The 4,799-nt window shown below is 54.6% G+C and carries 7 protein-coding genes and 1 pseudogene; 3 read left to right on the forward strand and 5 right to left on the reverse strand.

All coding sequences use genetic code 11. From position 1 onward, the window contains the following. A pseudogene (locus GKO01_RS16430) lies at positions 1 to 253 on the forward strand (transposase); the annotation flags it as partial. Positions 254 to 403: 150 nt separating this feature from the next. Here GKO01_RS16430 and GKO01_RS15420 read toward each other — a convergent pair. Further along, entirely contained in the window at positions 404 to 898 is a 495-nt protein-coding gene (locus GKO01_RS15420) for a phosphate-starvation-inducible PsiE family protein (RefSeq protein ID WP_099287766.1), read from the reverse strand. Between the two features lie 82 nt (positions 899 to 980). Between GKO01_RS15420 and GKO01_RS15425 the strand changes: the two genes are divergently transcribed. Continuing rightward, entirely contained in the window at positions 981 to 1,862 is an 882-nt protein-coding gene (locus tag GKO01_RS15425; RefSeq protein ID WP_244901517.1) for a meso-2,3-butanediol dehydrogenase, read from the forward strand. Between the two features lie 262 nt (positions 1,863 to 2,124). Here the strand turns inward: GKO01_RS15425 and GKO01_RS15435 are convergent, their stop codons facing one another. The 4 genes from GKO01_RS15435 to GKO01_RS15880 all read right to left on the reverse strand — a co-directional run bounded on the left by GKO01_RS15435 (position 2,125) and on the right by GKO01_RS15880 (position 4,046). Then, positions 2,125 to 2,550: a hypothetical protein gene (locus GKO01_RS15435; protein ID WP_099287763.1), complete on the reverse strand. Its 426-nt coding sequence runs from the start codon at positions 2,548 to 2,550 to the stop codon at positions 2,125 to 2,127. Between the two features lie 125 nt (positions 2,551 to 2,675). Further along, positions 2,676 to 3,026, reverse strand: a complete 351-nt coding sequence (locus tag GKO01_RS15440; RefSeq protein ID WP_099287764.1) for a hypothetical protein — start codon at positions 3,024 to 3,026, stop codon at positions 2,676 to 2,678. Further along, positions 3,023 to 3,844, reverse strand: a complete 822-nt coding sequence (locus GKO01_RS15445; RefSeq protein ID WP_099287767.1) for a phage antirepressor KilAC domain-containing protein — start codon at positions 3,842 to 3,844, stop codon at positions 3,023 to 3,025. Before GKO01_RS15445 ends, GKO01_RS15440 begins: the two co-directional genes overlap by 4 nt. 16 nt (positions 3,845 to 3,860) lie before the next feature. Continuing rightward, a complete protein-coding gene (locus GKO01_RS15880; protein WP_145994804.1) occupies positions 3,861 to 4,046 on the reverse strand; it encodes a hypothetical protein in 186 nt (61 codons plus the stop codon). An 80-nt stretch (positions 4,047 to 4,126) separates the two neighbouring features. Between GKO01_RS15880 and GKO01_RS15450 the strand changes: the two genes are divergently transcribed. Then, complete coding sequence (locus GKO01_RS15450; RefSeq protein ID WP_145994805.1) at positions 4,127 to 4,435, forward strand: hypothetical protein; 309 nt, start codon at positions 4,127 to 4,129, stop codon at positions 4,433 to 4,435. Positions 4,436 to 4,799: the final 364 nt, after the last annotated feature.

Here is a 4,799-nt window from a genome sequence, read left to right on the forward strand (position 1 = left end):
GTGATTACGCCAGCGATAATGCGGCTTACAAGGCGATTGCACCGAAGCTTGGTTGTTCTCCGGACAGCCTGCGTGTCTGGTGCCAGTTGGCCGAACGTGACGCCGGCCAGCGCGGCGGGCTGACGAGCGCCGAGAAGGACCGGATCAAGGAACTGGAGCGTGAGGTGCGGGAGCTTCGGCAAGTCAACGAGATCCTGAAGAAGGCCAGCGCGTATTTCGCGGCGGCGGAGCTCGACCGCCCTCACCGCCTATGGGCAGCAATGGTCGGCCATTACCTCCGCCAGACGGATGCCGCCCACCTCCACCACCCGAAAATTCGCCCGGAAAATTTGAAGGATCGCACCATTATCCAAACTGACGGACATGAAAAAGCCGCCCGGTGAAGGGCGGCAGTTCCCAAATCTCAATGTTCAGCGTCTGAAGCAGACAGCAGCCCACCCGAGCCATCCACCAGCGGCGGTGTGACTTTCCCGCGCACCAGCCAGTAAACGATACCCAAAGCCAGTACAGCACCGGAAAGGGCAGCCATCTCCTGCACGTTGACGCCGTTCAGGTCGAGCACGATAAACTTCCGGACTGTCGCCATCATGCCGATAAGCAGGACCGATCGCATCCGAGCCATGCTGTGCGCTTGACCGTCTGGCATCACCAGAATGGAGTGTTTGAACTCCAATGCAATCAGCACAGTGAAAAACATGCCGAAGATGGCCTGAAGCAAAGCCGGACTGGTCGGATCGAGCCCAGCCCCCAAGGCCATGCGAATGACTGCTACGACAACATGCAGCAGCCCTACGCACGCAACGACGGTAATGCACAATGTCAGGATGACCATGGCCGCTTCTTCGAACAGGTCGAAAGCACGCGCCAGTTTGAGAAAACCAGGAATATTCTTGATCATGGCCAGCAACACATCTCCGTGATTGGTGGCGGATCGTACTGTCAGATGGAGATTTCGAGAAGAGTGCTGGGCGTCTGAAAGGATGACGGTTTGTCGTCAGGGGAGCCTGCGTGTCTTATTGTGGCAACCATCCGGCACGACAAGGCTTTATCTCCTGAACTTTGCAGGGAAAGCATTCATGCCTATCCAAGGATTATCGCGTTTCAAAGGTAAAAAGGTTCTCGTTACAGGCGCGGCCTCCGGCATTGGCCACGCCACCGCAGTCCGATTTCTCGACGAGGGTGCTTATGTGATCCTCGTTGATCGGGACAAGACAAAGCTGGATGACGTCGCAAAAGCGCTGGACCCGAAATATGCTGTGCCATCTCTGACGGATATTTCCGTTCCGGAAGAGGTTGAAGCTCTCTACAAGCTTGTCGAGAAGCAGTTTGGGACGCTTGATGTTCTGGTGAATAACGCTGGTGTGACTGCTATGGGCACCGTTCTGGATTGCGATCTGGCAACCTGGAGTACGGTTTGTGCAACCACCCTCACCGGCACTCTGAACGTCAGCCGAACATTTTTGCCTATGCTCATCAAAACGAAGGGTAACATCGTCAATACCGCCTCGGTTTCCGGCATGCGTGGTGACTGGAATACCGCCTACTACGATGTCGCCAAGGGGGGCGTGGTGAACCTGACCCGGGTGATGGCTATGGATCACGGAAAGAGTGGTGTGCGCGTTAACGCAATCTGCCCCGCTGTCACACGCACCGGTATGACGGCAGAGGCGGTTAAGGACCAAGCTTTCGTCAAAAGTGTTGAAGATCGTATCCCGTTGCAGCGCCTCGGCGAGCCGGAAGATATGGCTGCAGCCATCACATTTTTGGCCAGCGCTGACGCGGCGTTCATCACAGGCCTGATCATGCCCGTAGATGGTGGCGTGACCGCGTCCAACGGTCAGCCACCATTCCCGATTTCATAAGGTCGGTTCGCCCTCAGGCAGCGTGCAAGGATCTCGCGTTTTTAAAAACTGGAAAAGTTGGGAGGGCGTCATGCGCCTCATTCTTGCATCCCTAACTGCAGCATTTCTTGCTGGCTGCTCTTGTCATTCACATGCGCTCCTGAAGCATGAAACGGCAGCCTGCATGAACTACCGAGCCATGATGACCGCACCGATGCCGCCAGACGCTATGCAGCGGCTTCAAGAGAAATGTGCGGCCTCACGGCGATAACGTGACGAGGGCTTACCAGCCCCAACCTGGACCAAATCCGTAGCCCGGCCCAAAGCCGCCGCCCCAGGGGCCCCACTCCCCCCAGTTCCACTGAGCGTCTTGATAATCCTGTGCAGTCATCTGCTGTTCGTCAGCGATATTCTGCTCTTGCCGATAAGCTTGATAGCGTCCGTAAGCAGCCTGGTCGCCGACATACAGGCAGCCGCATACTGTTGGATCGGCGTAAACGTAGCTCACCGTGTCGCCATGAATACGGCGGACAAAGTGATGTGCAGGCAGTTTATTGAGCATCGCAATCCGCTGCGGGGTCGAGGCGGGTTTCAGCACAAACCCAGCTGCAGCGAGATGGTCTTCCTTTTGGGTCACCATCTGTTGAGGAGATTCACATGCAGAGAGAGCAGTAACGCAGAAGAGAGACGCTAAAAGTGCTTTTTTCATAATTGGATCATCCACAATCAGAACGAAACGGCAATAATTGCCTACAATAAGCGGTCATATGTGTTGTTGGTTCCGTTCTAAAAAAAATCTTTCATAAAAAACCGCCCCGAAGGGCGGCTTTACAGTCAGGCTGCTTTCAGAGACTGGACAGCGCCCTTCCCTGCTCTTGCGGGAGGGGCGCAGGGCACTGGCACATACCGCCCAAGCACCTTCACCTGTAGAAATCCCGGCACTCTGGCGGAGTAGAAACCAGACACATACGGAATGAGTGCACTGCGTATGCGGGCCAGCCGTGCCCGGTCCTCTGGATGGTTTTTCGCGATGGGCGCGACATAGATCTCGCCTTTCGTCCCAATGACCACGGCTTCCGTTCCCGGTTCGAGATCATAGTCCGTTGCGTCGAAGCACAGCATCTGACCCTCAACCATGACGGCACCTGTAACCCGTGCGTTCTGCCGGGTGGTCAGCGCGCTCATGACACTGGCTCCGGCTTCTTGGCGAAAGGGCGCGCCTCCATCTGCATCAGGTCCGGATCAATCTTCGCGCCCGGCACGATCTGGGCCAGTTTTGCGAGACCCTTAGGCAGAACCTTCACCGTGTCGCGGGTCTTTTCCTCGCCGTTCGGATCCGTGTAGGTGGCGATCTTGTGCCAGAGATACCCGGCGTCGATTTTGGCTTGATAGGCCAGCCAGTTCTTGCCGTTGTTCCGGCGATAGATCCACTGCGACGTAGCCATGAAAGCGATCAACGCCTTGGGCTTCACTTGCAGGATCTTTGCCGCTTCCGTCAGGCCGTATGATCCGTCGGCCGTGCTGATGCGGTCGAGGGCGGCGGCTTTCGGTGCAACAAGGGCGAGTTGTGCCCGCTGCTTTTCCACCACCGACTGAAGACCAGTCAGCGCGCGCATTGCGAGCTGTTCCGGCGTCTCCGGGGCAGCCATCGTGTAGCTGCCCGTCTTGCGGATGGAGGGGATCACATCGGCGGTGATCCACTTCTTGAAACGCTTAGCTGCGGGCTTGCGGCTGGTCAGGACGAGCGACCACAGGCCGGACTCGTTTATGATGGTGCGGTCTGCGTTGAGATTCCCACTATCCGTAATCTGGATAGTGGACTTCTCATCGTCATCGAGACGACCTGAAGCATTTCCTGCGTTGGTGATCTCAAGCACCTTGCACACATCTGTCAGAACCCACCAAGGCTCTCCAGCCTGGTCGAATACGCGGACTTCTGACCCTTCAAACGAGAAGGGAATAAGATTTGAGCCTTCAACGGCTTTCGTGATAACTTCTGTCATCGCGGTGTTCTCCAGATCACTGTTGAGAGGCATCGGGGGTGGTCTGCAAACTGGCCCCTGATGCCTTTTCTTTTTCCATTTCCTGCCGAAGCAAGAAGATCACATGCGCGCCACGGCTGCGCTGTACCCTTGGTGCTGCCCTGTCGAGCCAATCTCTGACATCTGGCAGCATGGGTATTTTGAAGTGCGTTTGGTGGGTCATTCACTCCTCGTTGCTTGCGAGCAAAACATGACCACGTATTGACCATAGCCGTCAAGGTAATTTTTGACCATGATTGGAGCATGATCGATTCCGCTCCTGATACATGGTTCAAACTTCGTCTTAGTGGTCCATTGAGAGCTCGCCTCGAAGAAGAGGCTGCTACTCGAGGCCTCACCCTAACGGCTGAAATTCTGAGGCGCATTGAATCCACGTTGGATGGAACGGATAACCGCGTAAGCAAACTGGAGGAACTCACAGGCGACGGTGACTGGGGAAACAGGGCCCTATGGGATAATTTCGGCCGTCTGTACGATGAAATTGAGAAATTGCGAGCGGAGCTGGAAACCACAAAGGACTATGCGGGCGTGCCCCGCTATGATCCTGATTAAGGCTACTGCTTATATGATTCGCTCCTCCTATTCTGCCGCTGCGCCATCCCTCACGTTCCGAACTTTGGCGTGCTGTAGGCAGTGAAAGAGCAAAGGGTATTTAGACCTTGTGCCCTGAGGTTATTTGATGTCAAATCAAGAGAAAATTGAGATAGAAGAAAAATATTATTCATTAAATCAATAATCTATAAATTTGACTGAAATGAGGAATTAATATGATTCATGAAAATGAAATACAGGCCGGAGACTATGTTTATGTATATAACAGTTACAACACATTTGGATTGGATTTCTATGGAACTGAAGGTGGAGGGTTCGAAAAACCCCTGGTTTTGAGAGCTGCTCTGTGATTCCATTTCCTGTG

The organism is Gluconobacter kondonii (assembly GCF_002723995.1).
GTDB classification, from domain to species: Bacteria; Pseudomonadota; Alphaproteobacteria; order Acetobacterales; family Acetobacteraceae; genus Gluconobacter; species Gluconobacter kondonii.